The organism is Sphingopyxis sp. UBA6723 (genome assembly GCF_002454115.1).
GTDB lineage: Bacteria > Pseudomonadota > Alphaproteobacteria > Sphingomonadales > Sphingomonadaceae > Sphingopyxis.
In genome coordinates, this window is record NZ_DKIH01000013.1 from 442357 (window position 1) to 460011 (window position 17655).

The window sequence follows — 17655 nt, forward strand, 5'->3', positions numbered from 1 at the left end:
GGTCAGTCTTTCAGGATGTAGAGATGAACCCCGCCGTAAATGGCCGACCGGTCGCGCCGGGTGTAGCCCCGCGATTCAGCGGCGCGATAGTCCCAGCGGTCGAGCAGCGTCTCCGGCAGGCGTCCGGGCAGCAGGCTGGGTTCGGCGGCGGTGCGGAACAGCACGCGCGCGCCGGGCCGGGCGGTGCGCGTGACCTCGGCCCACAGCGCGGTGAGCTGAGCATCGCTCATCCAGTCCTGCGCATCGAGGAAGATATAGCGGTCGAAGCTGGCTGCATCGGCGGCGGCAAGCATGTCGGTCATGTTCGCGTGCAGCATCGTCACACGCGCGGCCCGGTCCTTGACCGCGTCATAATGGGCCGGTTGAAGATAGGGGGGCAGCGACGCCGCCGAACCCCTGCCATAGCGGCGCCCAAACGCCTGCCAGGCAAAATAATTATCTTCGAGCGGAAAGTCGCACGCCAGCTTTTCCAGCCGCGCCCGCAGCACGTCGGCCATCGGCTTGCCTCCGGCAAGCGCGTCATATTGCGCAGGCGGAATGCCCAGCCCGAAAAGTGACGAGCGCTGGTCGGTGATCCAGCGAATGAACTTGCGGTCGAAAAACGGGGCCAACTTCGTGTTGAAAATCACTCGCTGCTCCTCGATCGTCTTTGCTTCGAGGAATTGGCGCAGATCGATCCGGTGCATCCGCGCCACCATATGTGCTAAGCCAATGAAGCTGCCGAGCAGGCCGCGCTTGTACAGCCCGTGCGCGAAGCCGTTGATACGGCGACGCCCGACCAGGTCGCGTCCCTCCCAATAGCGGCGGCTGACCTCATCGAGGTGCGGTCGGACAAAATCGCGATAGGCGGCAATGTTGGCGCCGTTGTCGGCGTCCGCGAAAAAGCGATGCAAACTATCGTGGTCGGGGAGCCGCTGGATCGCGATACGCTTGAGATGGTTCAGCGCCACATGCGCGGTGTTCAGATCGACCGCAACAATCTCCGCCGGACCGGCGGTCAGATAGGAAAAGACGTTGCAGCCGCCGCTGGCGATCGTAGCGATTCGATTGCCCGGCTCGATCGCCAGCGCCTCCATGTCGACGACCGGGTCCTCCCATATTTGCGCATAAACCAAGCCCTTGAACGCGAACGCGAATGCCCGGTCGAGCAGGCGCTGTTTGTGTCCGGCATCCTCGCGGACGACGGCGGCGGCTATTTTCTGGTTGGGCTGGCTGGCCATATATGGGGCTCCCGGGTCAAGGTAGATCCCGGTCGCCGATGACAGCGGTTCGTGCGATTTTCGCGAAGAATTGGTGACATTCCGGCGACAGCGATAAATAAACTATCGCCGGATAGTCATCTTCAATCGCGGCAATAACCCTCGCCATCCTTGACCTTCAGGCAATCTTTCTTGCCCGCCAGATATTTCAGGCCGGTCGCGTCGCCGGTCGAAGCCGCGAGCGTCAGGGTTTCGGCACCGCGCGCGAACGTGATGCCGCCCTCGCTGTCGGCGCCGTCATAGGTGCCTTTGGTGTCGAGGTCCGACTGCATCTCGAGCTTGTACTTGCCGGGCTCAGCCGCGGTGATCGTGACATACATGCCCTCGACCCCGGTCCATTTGCCCGCCCACGCCGCATAGCGGTGCGCCGCGGCAGCGGTGGCTTCAGCGCCTTCGGACGGCGCAGTCTCGACCGGCACTTCGGTTGTGGTCGTGTCGGCGGGCGCGGGTGCCTCGGCCTTTTCGCATCCGGTCAGCAACACCAGCGCCGCTGCACTGGCCAGAATCACGCTCTTTTGCATCTTGCTTCTCCTTCGCCGTTCCAACGCACCAATTGGAGCAGATATTCCGTTCGGCGTCACCCGGCGATTATCTCGGCATAAAGCTCCGGGTCGACATTGCCTCCCGACAAAGTGACCAATGTTGCGTCGCCCAACTCGACCTTGCCGGCGAGCACCGCGGCCAGCGCAGCCGCGCCGCCGGGCTCGACGACCAGATGCAGGCGCTCGAACGCGACGCGCATCGCGTGGCGCACTTCCTCGCGGGTCACGACAACCCCGCGCACCCGACGCGCTTGCAGCACCGCGAAATTGATCGGCCAAGTCTGCGGGGTCTGCAACGCGTCGCATTCGGTCGGATAGGCCAGATCCTCGACCCACAGGATTTCGCCAGCCGCTAGCGAGCGCGTCACATCGTCCCAGCCTTCGGGTTCTACCGCGACGATCTCGGCATCGGGACAGGCGAGCGCCAGCCCCGCCGACAATCCGCCGCCGCCGCAGCAAGCGATCACCTTGTCGGGTCCAGCAATCCCGCGCGCCGCCAGCTGCGCCCGCGCCTCGATCCCGGCGCTCCCCTGCCCCTCGATGATCCACGGATCGCCATAGGCATGAACCAATGTCCCGCCGCTCGCTTCGAGCAATTTCGCCGCCACCGCGTCGCGCGATTCGGTCACGCGGTCGTACAGCACCACCTCGGCGCCCAGCGCCCGCGTTGCTGCCAGCTTCATCTTGGGCGCATTGCTCGGCATCACGATCGTCGCGGGGATACCCAGTCGCTTCGCCGCCCAGGCGACCCCCTGCGCATGATTGCCGCTCGACACCCCGACCACTCCTGCCGCCGCTTGCTCGGGCGTCAGATCGGTCAGCCGGTGCCAGGCGCCGCGGATCTTGAAGGCGCCGACGGGTTGCAGGCATTCGGCTTTGCACCAGATCGTCCGCCCATTGACCTCCATCGGCAACAGCGGCGTTTGCGGAAGCAGCGCAGCGACTTTCGCCGCGGCGCGTTCGACACCCGCGAGCGTGGGTGCGCGGTTCGGGTCGAGCAAGGGATCGGGGCTTTGCTGTGTCATGGCTTCGTCCTATAGGGCCGGGCATACATGACAAGCCGCATAGGTAGGCGCAGGAGATTTTTCGATGAGCAAGGTTCTGGTGATCGGCGCAGGCGGCGTCGGTTCGGTCGCGGTGCACAAAATGGCGATGAACCCCGACATCTTTCCCGACATCACGCTGGCCAGCCGCCGCAAGTTCAAATGCGACGCGGTCGCCGAATCGGTGCTGGCGCGCACCGGCGTGACGATCAAGACCGCCGAAGTCGACGCCGACCACATCGACGCGACCGCGGCGCTGATCCGCGACATCGGCGCGACGCATGTCGTGAACCTCGCGCTGCCCTATCAGGATCTGACGATCATGGAGGCGTGCCTGTCGACCGGCGCCCATTATATGGACACCGCCAATTACGAACCGCGCGACGAGGCGAAGTTCGAATATCATTGGCAATGGGCGTATCACGACCGTTTCAAGGATGCGGGGCTAATGGCGCTGCTCGGTTCGGGCTTCGACCCCGGCGTGACCAGCGTGTTCACCACCTGGCTGAAAAAACATCATTTCGCGCGCATCGACACGCTCGACATTCTCGATTGCAACGGCGGCGACCACGGCCAGCATTTCGCGACCAACTTCAACCCCGAGATCAATATCCGCGAAGTCACCGCGGTCGCGCGCCACTGGGAAAATGGCGACTGGGTCGAAACCCCGCCGATGTCGGTGAAGCAGAAATTCGACTTCGAAGCGGTCGGCGAAAAGACGATGTACCTTATGTATCATGAGGAGATCGAAAGCCTGAAAACGCACCTTCCTGAAATCCAGCGCATTCGTTTCTGGATGACCTTTGGCGAGGCCTATATCACCCACCTCAACGTGCTGCAGAACGTCGGCATGACGCGCATCGATCCGGTGATCTACGAAGGGCGCGAAATCATCCCGCTGCAATTCCTGAAAGCCGTGCTGCCAGAACCGTCGAGCCTGGGCGAAACGACCAAGGGCAAGACCAACATCGGCGTCATCGCGACCGGCCTGGGCCAGGACGGCAAGGAAAAGACGCTCTACCTCTATAACATCTGCGACCATGAGGATGCCTATGCCGAAACCGGCAATCAGGCGGTCAGCTATACCACCGGCGTCCCCGCGATGATCGGCGCCGCGATGATGGTGACCAACACATGGAGCGGTGACGGGGTGTTCAACATGGAACAGATGGACCCCGATCCGTTCATGGCGATGCTGAACCAGCACGGCCTGCCGTGGCAAGTGAAGGAACTGGACGCACCGCTGGAGTTCTGACAATCCTGAGCCCCTGCGAAGGCAGGGGCCCATCACCGGCCCGATCGTTTTTCGGCCCGCGTGGGCTTCGTACCGATAAGTTCGGTGATGGGCCCCTGCCTTCGCAGGGGCTCAGCAACTAACGATCAGGAGCAGCCATGACCGCCTATCTCGCCCCCATCGGGTTGCTCATCATCTCGAACATCTTCATGACGTTTGCCTGGTATGGACACCTCGGCGATATGTCGCGGCCGCTGTGGCTCGCGGTGTTGATCGCCTGGGGCATCGCGTTTTTCGAGTATTGCCTCGCCGTCCCGGCAAACCGCATCGGTTACGGCGTTTACACCGCAGCCGAACTCAAGACCTTGCAGGAAGTCATCACCCTCGTCATATTCGCCGGGTTCGCGGTCTTCTGGCTCGGTGAGAAGCTGACCGTGAACCATCTCGTCGGCTTTTGCTTTATCGCGGCGGGGGCCTTCTTCATCTTCAAGGGGCCGATTACGGCCTCATAGGAACCAGCAAACCATGGAAACCCGTGCCGGCGATCCCGGAGCTTTCGCAAGCTTCGACCTCAGCTGCGTTCCCTCGCCCGCCTTTGTCGTCGACGCGGCAAAGGTGCGCGCCAATCTGGCGGTGCTGCGCCATATCGGCGACGCGTCGGGCGCGCGCGTGCTGGCGGCGCTCAAGGCATTTTCGATGTGGTCGCTCGGCCCGACGGTCGCCCAATATCTCGACGGCGTCTGCGCCTCGGGACTCTATGAAGCCAAGCTTGGGCGCGCGGAATATGGCGGCGAGGTTGCCACCTATTGCGCGGGCTATAAGGAAGCCGACCTGCCCGAGATCGCGGCGCTGTCCGATCATCTGATCTTCAACTCCCCCGGCCAGATCGCCCGCTTCCGTCCGTTGCTCGACGACCTTCGCGCGCAGGGTGCGGCGTTCGATATCGGCCTGCGCATCAACCCGATGCACAGCGAGGGCGAGGTCCCCAAATACGACCCCGCCGCGCCGTGCAGCCGTCTCGGCTTTCCGGTCACCCAGCTGCTCCCCGATCATATGGAGGGGATCGACGGCATCCATATGCACAGCCTGTGCGAACAGGATTTCCCGCCGCTGGCGCGCACGTGGGACGCCGTCCAGCCAATGCTGCGGCCCTTTTTCGGCCAGCTCAAATGGATCAATTTCGGCGGCGGTCACCATGTCACCCGCGCCGATTATCAGGTCGATGACCTCATCGCCTTTCTCAAACAGGTGCGCGCCGCGACCGACTGCGACGTGATGATCGAACCCGGCGAAGCGATCGCACTCGACGCAGGCATTCTCGTCGGCGAGATCCTCGACCTGTTCGACAATGGCATGCCGATCGGGATCACCGATATTTCGGCGACCTGTCATATGCCTGACGTGATCGAGGCGCCGTATCGTCCGGCGATGCTCGGCGAAGGCGATGAGGGCATGCCGACCCGCCTCGGCGGCCCCTCCTGCCTCGCGGGCGACGTCATCGGCGACTACCGCCTCCCTGGCGGTGCCCGCATTGGCCAGCGCTTCGCCTTCCTCGACCAGGCGCATTACTCGATGGTCAAGACCAACAGCTTCAACGGCGTCCCGCTGCCGTCGATCTGGCTGTGGGATAGCGAAACGGACGAACTGAAGCTGATCCGCGAATTCGGCTATGAGGATTTCAAGACGCGGTTGAGCTGATTGCTCCTCCCTGTCGCGGAGCGATGGGGAGGGGGACCGTCGCCGCAGGCGATGGTGGAGGGGCAGCGACCTCGGCGCTATAGCCCCTCCGTCAGCGCTTCGCGCTGCCACCTCCCCATAGCTTCGCCACAGGGAGGATCAGGTTGCCGCAACCTCCGCCAGCGCCTGGTGAATGTCGCTAACCACCACCGACCCCTCGCCCACTGACGACGCGACGCGCTTGACCGATCCCTTGCGCACGTCCCCGATCGCATAGATGCGCGGCCAGCTGGTTTCATAGCGGCTCGGCATCCGGTCGAGCGACCAGCCAGCCTTGACCAGCTCCATCGGTGCAATGTCGGCGCCGGTTTTCACAAAGCCGCGCTCGTCGCACACCATTTCCTTCGGCAACCAGCCGGTGTTCGGGCTGGCGCCGAGGAAAAGGAACAGGAAGCGGCAGTCGCAATGCCCCTCCTCGCCGGTCTCGCGGCCGCGATAGGTCAGCCCGGCAAGCCCGTCCTCCCCATGCAGCGCGATCACGTCGGTTGACGGGATGATCTCGATATTCGGATGATCTTCCAGCCGCCGGACCAGATACTCCGACATGGTTTCGCGCAGGCTTTTGCGGCGAAAAATGACGTAAACCTTCTTCGCGACACTCGCGAGATAGATTGCGCCCTGCCCTGCCGAATTGCCCGATCCGACGACCGTGACCTCGGCGTTGCCACACAGCTGCGCCTCCATCGGCGTCGCGCCATAATAGATGCCGCGCCCCTCATAAGCCTCGATCCCCACAATCGGCAGCCGCTGATATTGCGCGCCGGAGGCGACGACCACCGCGCGGCTGCGCAGTTTGCGCCCGTCGGCTAAGTGCAGGCAATAGGCGTCCTCATCGCGCACGATCGACGCCGCACGCACCGGCGCAGCGATTCGCGCGCCGAATTTCTGCGCCTGCACCGTCGCCCGCCGCGCCAGCTCATTGCCCGAAATGCCAGTTGGAAAGCCAAGGTAGTTCTCGATCTTCGACGACGTGCCCGCCTGTCCGCCCGGCGCGAGCGCGTCGAGTGCGATGACCGTCAGCCCTTCGGACGCGGCATAGACCGCGGCGGCGAGTCCGCCCGGCCCGCTGCCGACGACCAGCACATCGGCGGTCGCCCCGTCGGGGAGCAGGTCGAGTCCCAGCGCCGCTGCGAGCTGTTCGGGGGTCGGCTGGACCAGCATATCGGCAGCGCCAAGGATGACGACAGGCAGCTGGTCCTCGCTGATGTCGCGTTCGGCGAGCAGGTGCGCAGGGACCGGGCCGTCGGCGGGGTCGAACCAGCGATGCGCGACACCATGTTTGGCGAGCAGGTCGCGCAGCGCATAGACGCTGCGATCGAGCGCGGCACCGATCACGATCGTCACCGCAAAGCCGCGCTGATTGCTGAACTCGCGCCGCGCCGACAGCACCCGTACGAAAATGTCCGAATAATGCGAGTTGCCCGCGATCAGCCGCTGAAAATCGGCGTGCTTGATGCGCAATATCTCCCCATCAGCGCCCATTTCAACGCGCGACAGATGTCGCTGCCCGGTCAGCACCGACAAATCGCCTGCGAACTGCCCGCGCTCCATCCACCCGACGCGCTTTCGTCCTTCGTCGGTAGATGCAAAAATATCGGTATGGCCCGACAGGGTGATGATGCAGTCGGGCGCCATCGTTCCTTCGGCGACCAGCAGGTCGCCCGCCCGGTGCGATTCGACGGTGCCAAAGGCGCAGAGCTCGTCGAGTTCGGCGTCGGAGAAGGTGTGATTGACGTCGGATCGGGAGACCATGGCGTGCCGCTTTCTTTTTTCGTCACCCCGGCGAAGGTCGGGGTCTCGCCGGTGCGTCAATACGAGCCGTCGAGATCCCGGCCTTCGCCGGGATGACGAACCCAATTGGGACTCAGCCTAGCTGACAGGCGATCGTTTGTCGCGTCTTTGCCCCGCTCGGCGCACATCCGCCCCGCTTCGCCCTTTGTGTTACCGCAGCGTTACAAAATTGCGCGATAGGGTCTTTACAGGGGGGACCCCCCTCCATATATGCGCTCTCCGCTGCCCCAGGGGGACTTCCAATAACCGCAAGGCAGCCTTGTCGTTTACCGTTACACTTTTGGGGGTCCCTTGCATTGCACCAGCATCATAGCGCCCACGGGCTGATTCAGGCACTTTCGCCGGTCGAACCCGTTACGCTCGTCCGCCCGCACGCCGCGCGGCGCGCAGCGCGTTTCTTCATCGACCGGTTTCCCGGCACGACCCTGTATGCGGTCAAGGCGAACCCGTCCGCTGAACTGCTGCGCGTGCTGTGGGATTCGGGCATCACCCATTATGACGTCGCCTCGATCGCCGAGGTCCGGCTGGTGTCGCGGACCCTGCCGCAGGCGACGCTGTGCTTCATGCACCCCGTGAAGGCCGAGGAAGCGATTTCCGAAGCCTATTGGAAGCATGGCGTGCGCACCTTCTCGCTCGATACGATGGACGAGCTGGAAAAGATCGTCCGCGCGACCGAAGGCGCCGCTGACCTCAACCTGCTCGTGCGCCTGCGCGTCTCGTCCGACCACAGCAAGCTCAGTCTGGCCGCCAAATTCGGTGCCGAAGCCGACGAGGTGGCCGAATTGTTGATGGCGACCCGCCAGGCCGCCGACGCGCTCGGCATCTGCTTCCACGTCGGCAGCCAGGCGATGACCCCACACGCCTATGCGCAGGCGATGGAGCGCGTTCGCGCTGCGATCGTCGCGGCGTCGGTCACCGTCGATATCATCGATGTCGGGGGGGGCTTTCCGTCGTCCTATCCGGGCATGGAACCGCCGCCGCTCGACGCCTATTTCGACACGATCCACCGCAGCTTCGAAAGCCTGCCGATCAGCTATTCGGCGGAACTGTGGTGCGAGCCCGGTCGCGCGTTATCGGCCGAATATAGTTCGCTGATCGTCCGCGTCGAAAAGCGCCGCGGCGAGGAACTGTACATCAACGACGGCGCCTATGGCGCATTGTTTGACGCCGCGCATGTCGGCTGGCGCTTCCCGGTATCGCTGCAACGCGACGTCGAAAGCGACGCCGAGCTGGTGCCGTTCAGCTTCTACGGCCCGACCTGCGACGACCTTGACCATATGGCGGGGCCGTTCTTCCTGCCCGCCGACATCAAGGCAGGCGATTTCATCGAGATCGGTATGCTCGGCGCCTATGGCTGCGCGATGCGGACCAAGTTCAACGGCTTCGGCGCCGACGAAACCCATGTCGTCAGCGACGAACCGATGGTCAGCCTCTACACCGGCGAAGTCGAACAGGAACGCCGCAGCGCGACGGTGACCAAGCTGTTCTGACCACCGCCGCACGGCAAGTGGGTCACATCGCGGCGATGCGCGGGATGACGTAGTCGGCGTCACGCCCGACGCCGCGCAGTGTCGCCGATGCAAAGCCATTCTGTCCGGAGAGGCCAACGAAACCGAGCCCGCGAACGCTGGTCGATACCCCGCGGTGATGCATCGGTTGCCCGTGTGCATCGAGCGCGCCCGATGGGCGGAGAAAGTCCATCGCGTGCCGAAATCCGGTGGCAAATATCACCTGATCGACGCGTTCGGTGGTGCCGTCGGGCCAGACGACGCCATCCGCGGTAAAAGCACGGAACATCTTTCGCGTCGCGGGGCGATTGGCGCGCAACGCGGCCTTGTAACGGCCATCGTCGACGATGGGGACGCCATGGTCGGAAAACAGGTTGAGGCCGTTCAGGTGCAGCTTGTCGAACCACCAGTGAATATCGTGGCCCAGTACCCGCTGCGGCAGAAAGCGCAGCTTGTCACGGACGGCCAGGGTCACGTCGGCATGACCCGCAAGTTCAACCGCAATCTGCACCGCGGAGTTTCCAGCGCCGACCACGATGATCCGCTGGCCCAGATGGGCATCCGGATTGCGATATTCCGATGAATGCGCGACGCGGCCCCGATAGTCGGCTTGCCCGGCGATCCGCGGCAGGTTCGGCGCGCCAAAGGCTCCCGACGCGACGATCAGCTTTTGCGCGCGGATCGGCGTTCCTCCTTCGGGCCTCAACACAAATCCATCGGACTCGCGGGCGACCGACGATATTCGCGTTCCCAATTTCACGGGAAAGGCGAAATGGTCGCGATATTGTTGCAGGTAATCGACGACATCGTCGCGCGTCGGATAGGCAAAGGGCGCTCCCTGCATGCCAAACTCCGGCAATGACGAGTAGCGCACCGGCGAAAACAGCTCGAGGCTGTCGTAATAGTGGCGCCACGAACCGCCGACCGTCCATTCGGCATCAACGATCAGGAAGTCGGCGCCCGCGCGTTGCAAAAGACGCGCCGCCGCCAGCCCCGCCTGTCCGGCCCCGATCACCACAAACTGATGATCGGTCATGCGTTGGCTTCTTGGGCAAAGCCATGCCGCAACCGGTCGTCGCCGTCGGCAAATTCGGGGACATTCAGCCACAGCCGCAACAGGTGCCGCTTTTCCTCGGCGGAATCCCAATCCTCATAATCGGTGCGCGCATGCAGCACGACCGAGTTTTTCAGGAACTGCATGTCGCCCTCCTGAAAATTCATGTCCAGCGCAATGCCCGGTTCGAAGGGAAGCCATTCGAGCAGGTCGAGCAGGCTCTGCTCGCTGTCGTTCAGGGCGGCGATTTCGGGGAAATCCTCGGCTGCATTGCGGATATACCAGGTCAGCAGCATCATCCGGAAAATCCCGCCTTCGCGGCTGACGATCGGATAGCGGAAGGTCTTCGGACCGTCCGGCCCCAATTGCCCATGCGCGTGGTGGTGGAATTGCTGTTCCATCAGCGGAGCCAGTTCGGGGCGCCGCGCGACTACCTGACTATAGACCTCGACCGACGAACAGATGCGGCTGACACCGCCCGATTTTGCACCGCGCAGGCACAGCAGGCCGATGATGTCGGCACCGTCGGTGTGAAAGGCCAGCTCGGCCCGCGTCTTGTACAGTCGCACATTATGGTCTCTCGGCGGCGCACCCGTGTCGCGAATATCGACCAGCAATTCGCCCGCCGGATTCTGGGCGGTTGGCTGCCCCAGCTGCAACCCGATCAACCAATAGGCCGCAGCGGCGACTTGACGGCCAATGCTGCGGACTGGCAGTCCGCGGATCAGCACCATGCCATGCCCGCGGTCGATCCGGTCGCGCCAGTCGGTCAGCGCTGCATCCAACCCGGTCATCGGAAAATCGTCGCGCGCCAGCTCGCTGAGCGGGCAGCCTCGCTCGACTGCCGATTGCGCCGCGGTGACAATCGTGACGATTTCGGCGTCGCTCAACTGGTAAAGCCACTGCTCGGGCTGCGCCTGCAATGTCTCGCCGCGCCAGGGCGCTGGTGATTCAACCATTGATGTCATTGGGCAGTCCTTTCCTCGAATGCGGCGCAGATGACGACCGGGCAAATTTGCGTCGGATCTTTTGATTCGATATTCGTCGAAATATCGAATTGATTTATCGGGTCAACCTATATTTCGACTACAATCGAAACAACGGAAATGGACAGGCTCAAATTGCGGGCTAGCCTGATCAAACGACGCTGCTAGGTTTCCCGCCGCATGCGCCCCTTTCACCACCTCCTCGTCAACAATCTGATCGCCAACATCACCAATTTCACGGTATGGTTCGCGATCACCTTCTGGATTTTCCTCGAAACCCGGTCGGTGTTTGCGACGGGGATGATCGCGGGCATCTACCTGGTGCTCACCGGGGCGCTCGGCATCTGGTTCGGCAGCCTGGTCGATCATCACCGCAAGCGCAGCATGATGCTCGTCTCCAGCGTCGTGTCGCTGGCGATCTATGCCGCTGCGCTCGGCGCCTATGCGCTCGATCCCGGCATCCGCGTCGCCACGACCACCAGCGTCACCCTGTGGCTGTTCGTCCTGCTGACGATGCTGGGCGTGATTGTCGGCAATATCCGCATGATCGCGCTGCCGATTCTCGTCACCCTGCTGGTGCCAGCGGATCGGCGCGACAAGGCGAACGGGCTGGTCGGGATGGTCACCGGCATCGGCTTCCTCACCACTTCGGCGATCAGCGGCTTCCTCGTCGCGTGGGGCGGAATGTCGCGACGCTGGCCTTCGCTATCGCCTTCTCACTGCTCGCTGCACTCCACCTCCTTTTCGTTCCTGTCGACGAGCCGCGCGAAACGGACACGCATGATATGCCCCGACAGATCGACCTCGCCGGCACCTTCCGCGTGGTGCGCGCCATTCCGGGACTGTTCGCGCTGATCCTGTTCGCGGCGTTCAACAATCTGCTCGGCGGCGTCTTCATGGCGTTGATGGACGCTTACGGCCTGTCGTTGATGAAGGTCGAACAATGGGGGCTGCTCTGGGCCTTCGTTTCCTGCGCCTTCATCCTCAGCGGCGCGTTGATCGCGCGTACCGGCCTCGGTGCCAATCCGGTGCGGACGCTGCTCCTCGTCAACCTGATCGTCTGGGCCGTCGCGGCGCTGTTCACCGTCCAGTCGTCGGTCCTGTTGCTCACCATCGGCTGCTTCATCTGGCTGTTCCTCGGTCCCTATGCCGAGGCGGCCGAGCAGACCACGCTGCAAAAGGTCGTGCCGTTCGAGCGGCAGGGGCGCGTTTTTGGCTTTGCCCAGTCGGTCGAACAGGCCGCTTCGCCGCTCACCGCCTTCCTGATCGCCCCGCTGACCCAGTTCATCTTTGTGCCGCTGATGACCAGCGGTGCGGGCGCCGAGCTGATCGGCGATTGGTACGGCCGCGGCGCCGAACGCGGCATTGCGATCGTGTTCACGATAACTGGTGTGCTCGGCGTGCTGGCGACAATCGCTGCCTTCCGCTCGCAATCCTACCGGAAAATCTCGGGCGCCTATGCGACGGGTACGTCGCTGGATGAAAAGACAGCCCCGACATAGGGATGCCTGATTGCGTTTTCGGTTTCCTTCTGCAACCATTCCTGAAGAGAAGCGGAATGGAGAGGCAGACGATGGCGCTCAAATCGAACCGGCGAGAGCGGGCCGCATGACCATGCTCAACGGCATCCGCATCATTGATCTGACGACGGTGATCTTTGGCCCCTATGCCACGCAGATGCTCGCCGATCTTGGCGCCGAGGTGATCAAGGTCGAAACCCCCGGCCTTGGTGACATTTCGCGCTATCTGGGCAGCGGGGTTCCCGATCCCACGATGGGGTCGATCCACCTCACCGTGAACCGCGGCAAACGCTCGATAGCGCTCGATCTCAAGAAGCCCGACGACGCGGCAGTACTGCGCGACCTTGTCGCGACCGCCGACGTGTTTTTTCACAATGTCCGCGGCAAGGCGATGGCCAAGCTCGGGTTCGACTATGGGGGTTGCAAGGCGATCAAGAACGACATCATCTTTGTCCACGGCACCGGCTTCGGACAGGATGGCCCATATGCCGATTTGCAAGCCTATGACGACGTCATTCAGGCTGCGACGGGCACCACCAGCCTGCTCCCCCGCGTCGATGGCGACCCGCGCCCGCGCTATTTTCCCTCGCTGATCGCCGACAAGATCGCGGGCCAGTTCGGAGCGCAGGCGATCCTCGCGGCGCTGATCCACAAGCTGCGCACCGGCGAAGGGCAAGCGGTCGAGGTGCCGATGTTCGAATGTTTCGCCTCGTTCATGCTCACCGAACATCTGCGCGACGCGGCGCTCGACCCGCCGCTCGGCCCAGCGGGCTATCCGCGCCAGCTCGACCCGACGCGCCAGCCCTTCCCGACGAGCGACGGTTATCTGGCGATCGTCCCCTATACCGCCGAATCGACCGCGCGGTTGATGGCGCTGCTCGGCAGCGAGGGACTGACCCAAACCCCCGAATTCGAGGCGGCAAAGGCGAAGGGCCAGCATATGCCGATCGTTTACCGCGAGATCGCCCGCAAGACCCCGGCGAAAACCACCGCCGAATGGCTCGCGCTGTTCGCCGCCAACGACATTCCTGCAATGGCGGCGCGCGACCTGCAGGACGTCAAAGAGGATCCGCATTTCGTCGCGACCGGTTTCTTCCGCCACCGCACCCACCCCGACGTCGGCGCATTCCACGAAATGCAGCCGCCGGTGAAATATGGCGCCGCCCCCGCGCGCGACTTGGGTTTTGCACCAAAGGTCGATGGCGACGGCGCCGTAATCCGCGCCGAACTCGCAGAGAGGCATGGCTGAACATCGAAGATTGCATTGTTGGTCGCGCGGCCTAGCATGCCGCGCCAATATAGAGGGGGAATGAGATGCCTGAAAATCTACTGGCGCCAGGCGCGGTCCTCGCGTTGTGGACGCTAGTCATGCTCGGCTGGCTGGCGGTGAGCCGCGGCGCCGCTGTAAAGAAGGCTGGCATCGACATCAGCAAGGCGCAACCCGGTGGCCGCGGTGCGGACCTAGAGCCAGCCCTGCCGCCCAGCGCCAACTGGAAGTCGCACAATTACACCCATTTGCTCGAACAGCCGACGCTATTCTATGCCGTCATCGTCTTTCTGCATCTGTCTGGGGGCAGCACCGACCTGACGCGCGGTCTGGCATGGGCTTATGTTATTTTGCGGATCGTGCACAGCATATGGCAAGCCACCGTCAACCGGCTACCGGTTCGCTTCGCCATCTTCATGGCATCGACAGTCTGCTTGATCGTGCTCGCAGTGCTGGCGGTGATCGCCACTTTGGGTTGAGGGGGAAATATCATGGACACCAATGCAATTTTGGGGCCGGTCGCGACGCTCGCGCTCTGGTCGATGATCATCTGGGTGTGGATGTACGCAACGCGCATCCCGGCGATGCAACGCGCCAAGATCGACGCGAAAAATCTGGTCGGCACGACCGGCAGGGGACTCGACGAAGTCTTGCCGCCGGAAGTGCAGTGGAAGGCGCATAACTATAATCACCTGATGGAACAGCCGACGGTCTTTTACGCCGTCGCGCTCGCGCTCGCGGTGGGCGGTATGGGCGGCGGACTGAATGCCCAGCTCGCCTGGGCCTATGTGGCTCTGCGCATCGTTCACAGCCTGATCCAGGTGACGGTCAACCGCGTGCTGTGGCGCTTTGCGGTGTTCGCGCTCGCCAGCATCGCGCTGCTCGCGCTGTGCGTGCATGCGTTCATGGGGTTTGTGCTGTATTGAGTTAATATCGTCGCCCCCGCGAAGGCGGGGGCCGCCGTGGTTTTACGCTGCGTCGTGGGGAAAACCCTCCAGCGGCCCCCGCCTTCGCGGGGGCGACGACTATTTCCGGCTGAACCGCCCCGCCAGCTCGACATGCGTCGACCAGCGGAACTGGCCAACCGGCTGCACCCAATCGAGTGTATAACCGCCCTCGACCAGCAGCTTCGCGTCACGCGCGAAGCTTGCGGGATTGCAACTGACATAGGCGATCACCGGCGTATCCGACGCCGCCAATTGCACCACCTGCTCCTCGGCCCCCGCACGCGGCGGATCGAGGATCACCGCGCCAAAGCGATTCAGCTCGGCGGGGATCAACGGCCGTCGGAACAGGTCGCGATGCTCGGTCGCGACCAGCGCCCCGACGCGGTTCGCCGACGCTTTCAGCGCCGCAATCGCATCGCGCGCGCCTTCGGCGGCATAAACCTTGCGCCCTTTTTGCAGCGACAGCGCAAACGTCCCGACCCCCGCGAACAGATCGGCAATCGCCCCGGCATCACCGATCGCCTTTGCCACCGCATCGACCAGCGCCGCCTGCCCCGCGGTCGTCGGCTGCAGAAATGAAAACGCCGGAACTTCGACCGTGACATCGCCAAAGCAGACCGTCGGCGGTTCGGGCTGCCACAAGGTTTCCAGTCCATGCCCCTGATCGACGGCAAAGCGGGCCAGCTTATGCGTCCCCGCAAAATCTTGCAGCGCCATCGCGGCGTCGAGACCCTCGGCCTTGACGCCTTCCAGCACCACCTCGACCCCCTGGTCGAGCATCTGGAGCTTGACCTTCACCGGCCGCTTCTGCTGCGCAATTGTCGTCAGCAGCGCGCGCAGCGGTGCGATCAGCGCGAAGAGTTCGGGAAGCAGCAGTGGGCATTGCCGCATGTCGACGATCTGGTTGCTTTGCGCCGCGTTGAAACCGATCGCGACCTGCTTGCCGGTGCGCAGCGCGGTCAGCGCCGCCCGGCGGCGGCTTTGCGGCGGCGACAGCAGCGCGGGCAGGACTTCGTCGACCGGCACATCCTGTCCGGCCAGCGCGCCGACCACCCGGTCGCGCACAAAATCGGCGAGCGCCGGTTCGGCGACATGCTGCAACTCGCATCCGCCGCATTTGCCGAAATGCCGGCACGGCGGTTCGGCGCGATTTGGACCAGGGATGATGATGCCGTCGTCGCGCACCCGATCGCCCGGAACACCGCCAGCGACATGACGACCATCGCCGGTCACGCCATCGCCGCGCGCGGCAATGCGCTCGATCAGCGCAGTTTCGCTCATTTCATTCCCTAACCAGATCGTCGGCGACAAGGCCGCGGCCTATACGCGCGGCCTGCGCCATATGCCACCCCACCGCCGCGACCGCCGCATCGAACGCATCGCCGCCACGTGCCAGCATCGCCCCGCACGCGCCCGCCAGTACATCGCCGGTCCCAGCGGTCGCCAGCCAGGGACTGCCCGGCCAGGCCGCCACAACGCGGCCGTCGGGCGCGGCGACGATGGTATCGGCGCCCTTATAGACGACCACCGCCCCCGTGCGCACCGCCGCCGCCTTCGCGCGATCGATCTTGCTGCCGTATAATTCGGGAAAGGAGCGCACAAACTCGCCCTCATGCGGAGTCAGGATCGCACGGCATGGCGTTTCGCACAGGCGCGGCAAGGCCGCCGCAATAGCCGCCGCGTCGAGCACCAGCGGCTTGCCCGAATCAAGCGCGACCTCGACATCGAACAGCAATTCATCGCCGGCCGGAAAGCCCGGCCCGATCACGACCGCCCCGACGCGCGGATCGCTCAGCCGCTCGCCAAAGCGCGCATCGCTCTCGGTGATGATCGCGGACAGCGGCGCGCGTTCGCTGCCCTCCAGCACGACATACCCCGCCCCCGCGCGCAGCGCCGCCGCCGACGCCAGCCCCGCCGCCCCCGGCATCGGCCCGGCAAACACCAGCACCATTCCGCGGTTGAACTTGTGGGCGGTCGCCGCGGGTGTAGCTAGCTTCAATGACGGCAAGGTCCGCATCGCGCCACGCGAGCCAATCCCGATAGGCGCCAGCAACACGCGGCCGCAGGCAGGCGCTGTGGGCAGCAAAACATGCGCAGGTTTCAGCCCGCCGAGCGCCAATGTGACATCGGCAGCAAGTGGCGGCAACCAATCGGCGTTGCCGTCGCTCTCGACACCGCTCGGTACATCAACTGCCAGCACACGGCGTCCGGCGAAGCGCTTCAACAGCAGGGCCAGGTCGTCAGCCAGCGGCCGCGACAGGCCAACGCCGAACAGCGAGTCGACGATCAACGGCGAAGGCGCCAATGCGGCGTCGATTGCCTCGACTGGCCCACGCCACCCCGCGCGCGCCGCCTTGGCCAGATCCGTCGCAGGTTCCGCCAAAGCCGCCACCCGCACCGCTGCACCGCGCTCGGCCAGCAACCGCGCCGCGACATAGCCGTCGCCGCCGTTGTTGCCGGGTCCGCACAGGATCAGAATCGGCGATCCCGCCGCCATCCGCCACGCGGTGTCGGCGACCGCTGCCCCGGCAAGCTCCATCAATTCGGACAGCAGCGTGCCTCGCGCCGCGCAAGCAGCTTCGGCCTCGCGCATCGCGGCGCTGGTCAGGATCGGGGCGTCTGCGGGAACGGACATGGTGCTAGACTAGCACGCCAAACCAAAAAGTCGCGGGGGAAGCGCTCGCTCCCCTCACCCGTCATTGCGAGCGCAGCGAAGCAATCCAGAGCGGTTTACGCAACGCTGGATTGCTTCGCTGCGCTCGCAATG

General features: G+C 64.0%; 15 protein-coding genes and 1 pseudogene. 8 read left to right on the plus strand and 8 right to left on the minus strand.

Annotation, left to right across the window (positions count from 1 at the left end):
• Positions 1 to 2: 2 nt before the first annotated feature.
• The 3 genes from B4F07_RS15455 to B4F07_RS15465 all read right to left on the minus strand — a co-directional run bounded on the left by B4F07_RS15455 (position 3) and on the right by B4F07_RS15465 (position 2826).
• Complete coding sequence (locus tag B4F07_RS15455; RefSeq protein ID WP_293700789.1) at positions 3 to 1220, minus strand: DUF3419 family protein; 1218 nt, start codon at positions 1218 to 1220, stop codon at positions 3 to 5.
• Between the two features lie 122 nt (positions 1221 to 1342).
• On the minus strand, positions 1343 to 1780 hold the full coding sequence (locus tag B4F07_RS15460) for a hypothetical protein (protein ID WP_293700790.1): 438 nt from the start codon (positions 1778 to 1780) through the stop codon (positions 1343 to 1345).
• A 56-nt stretch (positions 1781 to 1836) separates the two neighbouring features.
• On the minus strand, positions 1837 to 2826 hold the full coding sequence (locus B4F07_RS15465) for a threonine ammonia-lyase (RefSeq protein WP_293700791.1): 990 nt from the start codon (positions 2824 to 2826) through the stop codon (positions 1837 to 1839).
• A 64-nt stretch (positions 2827 to 2890) separates the two neighbouring features.
• Between B4F07_RS15465 and B4F07_RS15470 the strand changes: the two genes are divergently transcribed.
• The 3 genes from B4F07_RS15470 (at position 2891) to B4F07_RS15480 (ending at position 5776) form a co-directional block, all read left to right on the plus strand.
• A complete protein-coding gene (locus B4F07_RS15470; RefSeq protein ID WP_293700792.1) occupies positions 2891 to 4099 on the plus strand; it encodes a saccharopine dehydrogenase family protein in 1209 nt (402 codons plus the stop codon).
• A 137-nt stretch (positions 4100 to 4236) separates the two neighbouring features.
• Complete coding sequence (locus tag B4F07_RS15475; RefSeq protein WP_293700793.1) at positions 4237 to 4590, plus strand: DMT family protein; 354 nt, start codon at positions 4237 to 4239, stop codon at positions 4588 to 4590.
• Between the two features lie 13 nt (positions 4591 to 4603).
• Positions 4604 to 5776, plus strand: coding sequence for a carboxynorspermidine decarboxylase (locus tag B4F07_RS15480; protein WP_293700794.1), 1173 nt, complete (start codon positions 4604 to 4606; stop codon positions 5774 to 5776).
• Between the two features lie 138 nt (positions 5777 to 5914).
• On the opposite strand, the gene B4F07_RS15485 is transcribed toward B4F07_RS15480, so the two are convergent.
• Positions 5915 to 7567 carry an FAD-dependent oxidoreductase gene (locus B4F07_RS15485; protein WP_293700795.1) on the minus strand — a complete coding sequence of 551 codons (1653 nt, stop codon included), beginning with the start codon at positions 7565 to 7567 and terminating at the stop codon, positions 5915 to 5917.
• Positions 7568 to 7902: 335 nt separating this feature from the next.
• Between B4F07_RS15485 and B4F07_RS15490 the strand changes: the two genes are divergently transcribed.
• Entirely contained in the window at positions 7903 to 9096 is a 1194-nt protein-coding gene (locus B4F07_RS15490) for a type III PLP-dependent enzyme (protein WP_293700796.1), read from the plus strand.
• A gap of 22 nt (positions 9097 to 9118) precedes the next feature.
• Here B4F07_RS15490 and B4F07_RS15495 read toward each other — a convergent pair whose 3' ends face one another.
• Both B4F07_RS15495 and B4F07_RS15500 read right to left on the minus strand, forming a co-directional pair.
• Positions 9119 to 10150 carry an NAD(P)-binding domain-containing protein gene (locus tag B4F07_RS15495; protein ID WP_293700797.1) on the minus strand — a complete coding sequence of 344 codons (1032 nt, stop codon included), beginning with the start codon at positions 10148 to 10150 and terminating at the stop codon, positions 9119 to 9121.
• A complete protein-coding gene (locus B4F07_RS15500) occupies positions 10147 to 11136 on the minus strand; it encodes a TauD/TfdA family dioxygenase (protein ID WP_293700798.1) in 990 nt (329 codons plus the stop codon). The genes B4F07_RS15495 and B4F07_RS15500 overlap by 4 nt, the downstream gene beginning before the upstream one ends.
• 198 nt (positions 11137 to 11334) lie before the next feature.
• Here B4F07_RS15500 and B4F07_RS15505 point away from each other — a divergent pair.
• The 4 genes and pseudogenes from B4F07_RS15505 to B4F07_RS15520 all read left to right on the plus strand — a co-directional run bounded on the left by B4F07_RS15505 (position 11335) and on the right by B4F07_RS15520 (position 14867).
• Positions 11335 to 12656, plus strand: a pseudogene (locus B4F07_RS15505) (MFS transporter).
• A 106-nt stretch (positions 12657 to 12762) separates the two neighbouring features.
• The gene (locus B4F07_RS15510; RefSeq protein WP_293700799.1) at positions 12763 to 13923 is read left to right on the plus strand and encodes a CaiB/BaiF CoA transferase family protein; all 1161 of its coding nucleotides are present in this window, start codon (positions 12763 to 12765) and stop codon (positions 13921 to 13923) included.
• Between the two features lie 65 nt (positions 13924 to 13988).
• Complete coding sequence (locus B4F07_RS15515) at positions 13989 to 14420, plus strand: MAPEG family protein (RefSeq protein ID WP_293700800.1); 432 nt, start codon at positions 13989 to 13991, stop codon at positions 14418 to 14420.
• A 12-nt stretch (positions 14421 to 14432) separates the two neighbouring features.
• Positions 14433 to 14867 carry an MAPEG family protein gene (locus B4F07_RS15520; RefSeq protein WP_293700801.1) on the plus strand — a complete coding sequence of 145 codons (435 nt, stop codon included), beginning with the start codon at positions 14433 to 14435 and terminating at the stop codon, positions 14865 to 14867.
• 99 nt (positions 14868 to 14966) lie between these two features.
• Here B4F07_RS15520 and B4F07_RS15525 read toward each other — a convergent pair whose 3' ends face one another.
• Together B4F07_RS15525 and B4F07_RS15530 are read right to left on the minus strand one after the other, a co-directional pair.
• Entirely contained in the window at positions 14967 to 16169 is a 1203-nt protein-coding gene (locus B4F07_RS15525; protein ID WP_293700802.1) for a class I SAM-dependent RNA methyltransferase, read from the minus strand.
• Position 16170: 1 nt separating this feature from the next.
• Positions 16171 to 17523, minus strand: a complete 1353-nt coding sequence (locus B4F07_RS15530) for an NAD(P)H-hydrate dehydratase (RefSeq protein ID WP_293700803.1) — start codon at positions 17521 to 17523, stop codon at positions 16171 to 16173.
• Positions 17524 to 17655 lie beyond the last annotated feature (132 nt).

Bases quoted from the DNA above. Each gene is read 5' to 3' on its own strand.
- B4F07_RS15455 (WP_293700789.1), bottom strand. From the start codon at position 1,220: ATGGCCAGCCAGCCCAACCAGAAAATAGCCGCCGCCGTCGTCCGCGAG.
- B4F07_RS15460 (WP_293700790.1), bottom strand. From the start codon at position 1,780: ATGCAAAAGAGCGTGATTCTGGCCAGTGCAGCGGCGCTGGTGTTGCTG.
- B4F07_RS15465 (WP_293700791.1), bottom strand. From the start codon at position 2,826: ATGACACAGCAAAGCCCCGATCCCTTGCTCGACCCGAACCGCGCACCC.
- B4F07_RS15470 (WP_293700792.1), top strand. From the start codon at position 2,891: ATGAGCAAGGTTCTGGTGATCGGCGCAGGCGGCGTCGGTTCGGTCGCG.
- B4F07_RS15475 (WP_293700793.1), top strand. From the start codon at position 4,237: ATGACCGCCTATCTCGCCCCCATCGGGTTGCTCATCATCTCGAACATC.
- B4F07_RS15480 (WP_293700794.1), top strand. From the start codon at position 4,604: ATGGAAACCCGTGCCGGCGATCCCGGAGCTTTCGCAAGCTTCGACCTC.
- B4F07_RS15485 (WP_293700795.1), bottom strand. From the start codon at position 7,567: ATGGTCTCCCGATCCGACGTCAATCACACCTTCTCCGACGCCGAACTC.
- B4F07_RS15495 (WP_293700797.1), bottom strand. From the start codon at position 10,150: ATGACCGATCATCAGTTTGTGGTGATCGGGGCCGGACAGGCGGGGCTG.
- B4F07_RS15500 (WP_293700798.1), bottom strand. From the start codon at position 11,136: ATGACATCAATGGTTGAATCACCAGCGCCCTGGCGCGGCGAGACATTG.
- B4F07_RS15510 (WP_293700799.1), top strand. From the start codon at position 12,763: ATGACCATGCTCAACGGCATCCGCATCATTGATCTGACGACGGTGATC.
- B4F07_RS15515 (WP_293700800.1), top strand. From the start codon at position 13,989: ATGCCTGAAAATCTACTGGCGCCAGGCGCGGTCCTCGCGTTGTGGACG.
- B4F07_RS15520 (WP_293700801.1), top strand. From the start codon at position 14,433: ATGGACACCAATGCAATTTTGGGGCCGGTCGCGACGCTCGCGCTCTGG.
- B4F07_RS15525 (WP_293700802.1), bottom strand. From the start codon at position 16,169: ATGAGCGAAACTGCGCTGATCGAGCGCATTGCCGCGCGCGGCGATGGC.
- B4F07_RS15530 (WP_293700803.1), bottom strand. From the start codon at position 17,523: ATGTCCGTTCCCGCAGACGCCCCGATCCTGACCAGCGCCGCGATGCGC.